The 3,459-nt window shown below is 48.4% G+C and carries 2 rRNA genes; both read left to right on the top strand.

Going from position 1 to position 3,459, the window contains the following annotated elements:
* Window positions 1-252 precede the first annotated feature (252 nt).
* Window positions 253-3,135: ribosomal RNA gene (locus tag ACT53D_RS14245) — 23S ribosomal RNA — on the top strand.
* A gap of 198 nt (window positions 3,136-3,333) precedes the next feature.
* Window positions 3,334-3,447: ribosomal RNA gene (gene rrf, locus ACT53D_RS14240) — 5S ribosomal RNA — on the top strand.
* Window positions 3,448-3,459 lie beyond the last annotated feature (12 nt).

The raw sequence follows: 3,459 nt of genomic DNA, 5'->3' as shown, positions 1-3,459 counted from the left end.
GGAAGAAGTAAAGGAATATAGGTTGTGTGATGACAACTTATATTCAATGGGCGATATTATTTTTTAACCGGAAATAATATCGATTGATTGCAAAATCAGAAATATTAAACGCAAGTTGAGAAGCGACATTGATGAGTAATCATGAATGTAGCGAATCTAACGAGGTTTGATAGTGCTTTAGAATTACCTGTAACGCGTGTCTCATGCACGAGGAAATCTAGATTTAAAAGGGTTTAGGTTTTAACGTTATAGGGTCAAGTGAATAAGTGCATATGGTGGATGCCTTGGCGATATCAGGCGATGAAGGACGTGATAGCCTGCGAAAAGCTTCGGGGAGCTGGCAAATAAGCTTTGATCCGGAGATGTCCGAATGGGGAAACCCGGCCGTAAGGTCATTCTCTTCTGAATATATAGGAAGAGTAAAGCGAACCTGGAGAACTGAAACATCTAAGTACCCAGAGGAAAAGAAATCAACCGAGATTCCGTAAGTAGTGGCGAGCGAACATGGAACAGCCTGTTACTTTTAGCAGACGCGATAGTAGAACGGAATGGAAAGTCCGACCGTAGTGGGTGATAGTCCCGTATACGAAATCCCGTTTGTGGAACTAGGGTAACGACAAGTAGGGCGGGGCACGAGAAACCCTGTCTGAACATGGGGGGACCATCCTCCAAGGCTAAATACTCGATATCGACCGATAGTGAACCAGTACCGTGAGGGAAAGGCGAAAAGAACCCCGGGAGGGGAGTGAAATAGATCCTGAAACCGTATGCATACAAACAGTGGGAGCCTCGTAAGGGGTGACTGCGTACCTTTTGTATAATGGGTCAGCGACTTACATTCAGTGGCAAGCTTAACCGATAGGGGAGGCGTAGAGAAATCGAGTCCGAATAGGGCGAATTAGTCGCTGGGTGTAGACCCGAAACCAAGTGATCTATCCATGGCCAGGATGAAGGTGCCGTAACAGGTACTGGAGGTCCGAACCCACAAATGTTGAAAAATTTGGGGATGAGCTGTGGATAGGGGTGAAAGGCTAAACAAACTTGGAGATAGCTGGTTCTCTCCGAAAACTATTTAGGTAGTGCCTCGTATATAACTCTCGGGGGTAGAGCACTGTTATGGCTAGGGGGTTCATAAGAACTTACCAAACCATTGCAAACTCCGAATACTGAGAAGTTCAATTACGGGAGACAGTCCATGGGTGCTAACGTCCGTGGACAAGAGGGAAACAACCCAGACCGACAGCTAAGGTCCCAAATGACGTGCTAAGTGGAAAACGAAGTGGGAAGGCATAGACAGCCAGGATGTTGGCTTAGAAGCAGCCATCATTTAAAGAAAGCGTAATAGCTCACTGGTCGAGTCGTCCTGCGCGGAAGATGTAACGGGGCTAAGCACGTAACCGAAGCTTCGGATGCCAGTTTACTGGCATGGTAGGAGAGCGTTCTGTAGGCCTGCGAAGGTGTACTGTGAGGTATGCTGGAGGTATCAGAAGTGCGAATGCTGACATGAGTAGCGATAAAGGGAGTGAAAAGCTCCCTCGCCGAAAGCCCAAGGTTTCCTGCGCAACGTTCATCGGCGCAGGGTGAGTCGGCCCCTAAGGTGAGGCAGAGATGCGTAGCTGATGGGAAACAGGTTAATATTCCTGTACCTATATACAATGCGATGTGGGGACGGAGAAGGTTAGGTCAGCCGGGTGTTGGATGTCCCGGTTCAAGCGTGTAGGTTGGTTCTTTAGGCAAATCCGGAGAGCTAAGACTGAGACGTGATAACGAGTCTGCTTGCAGACGAAGTGATTGATACCATGCTTCCAAGAAAAGCCACTAAGCTTCAGTTGTATAAGACCGTACCGCAAACCGACACAGGTGGGCAGGATGAGAATTCTAAGGCGCTTGAGAGAACCCGGGAGAAGGAACTCGGCAAATTAGCACCGTAACTTCGGGAGAAGGTGCGCCCCGGTAACGTGTATAGACTTGCTCTAGAAGCGTGATGGGGTTGCAGTGAAAAGGTGGCTGCGACTGTTTAATAAAAACACAGCACTCTGCAAACACGAAAGTGGACGTATAGGGTGTGACGCCTGCCCGGTGCTGGAAGATTAAATGATGGGGTGCAAGCTCTTGATTGAAGTCCCAGTAAACGGCGGCCGTAACTATAACGGTCCTAAGGTAGCGAAATTCCTTGTCGGGTAAGTTCCGACCCGCACGAATGGCGTAACGATGGCCACACTGTCTCCTCTCGGGACTCAGCGAAGTTGAAATGTTTGTGAAGATGCAATCTCCCCGCGGCTAGACGGAAAGACCCCATGAACCTTTACTGCAGCTTTACATTGGACTTTGACAAGATTTGTGTAGGATAGGTGGGAGACTATGAAGCGGTGTCGCCAGATATCGTGGAGTCATCCTTGAAATACCACCCTGATGTTGTTGAGGTTCTAACCTAGGTCCGTAATCCGGACTGGGGACCGTGTATGGTAGGCAGTTTGACTGGGGCGGTCTCCTCCCAAAGAGTAACGGAGGAGTGCGAAGGTAACCTAGGTACGGTCGGAAATCGTACTGATAGTGCAATGGCAAAAGGTTGCTTGACTGCGAGACGGACAGGTCGAGCAGGTGCGAAAGCAGGTCATAGTGATCCGGTGGTTCTGTATGGAAGGGCCATCGCTCAACGGATAAAAGGTACTCTGGGGATAACAGGCTGATTCCTCCCAAGAGTTCATATCGACGGGGGAGTTTGGCACCTCGATGTCGGCTCATCACATCCTGGGGCTGTAGCCGGTCCCAAGGGTATGGCTGTTCGCCATTTAAAGTGGTACGTGAGCTGGGTTTAAAACGTCGTGAGACAGTTTGGTCCCTATCTGCCGTGGGCGCTGCAAGTTTGAGGGGACCTGCTCCTAGTACGAGAGGACCGGAGTGGACGCACCTCTGGTGGACCAGTTATCATGCCAATGGTATAGCTGGGTAGCTAAGTGCGGAAGAGATAAACGCTGAAAGCATCTAAGCGTGAAACTCGCCTCGAGATGAGACTTGCCTCTGGCTTTAAGCCAGCTAAAGAGTCGTTCAAGACCAGGACGTTGATAGGTCAGGTGTGGAAGTGCAGTAATGCATTAAGCTAACTGATACTAATTGCTCGTGAGGCTTGATCCTATAACCTTAAAACTTAGATTAAAATCTAAGCCAGGTGTAGTTCAAAGCAATATGATTTGGCAATCATCAAGAAATAAGAAACACAAGTTGTTTCATACCCTGCCCATTGATGCTTGAAAAAGCAAAATCCTTTACTTCTTCCAATTTGTTAAAGCAGGCTGATTCATATCAGCACCATGCATAACATTACCAGTTATGTTTGGGGACAATAGCAGTTTGGAACCACCCCTTCCCATCTCGAACAGGGCCGTGAAACGAACTTGCGCCAATGATAGTGTACTCTTCGTATGCGAAAGTAGGTCATCCCCAAGCTCCTATTCTAAA

The organism is Methylophilus sp. DMC16, assembly GCF_056314045.1.
Note: the sequence above shows the minus strand (reverse complement) of the source record. Positions and strands in the feature narration are given on the sequence as shown.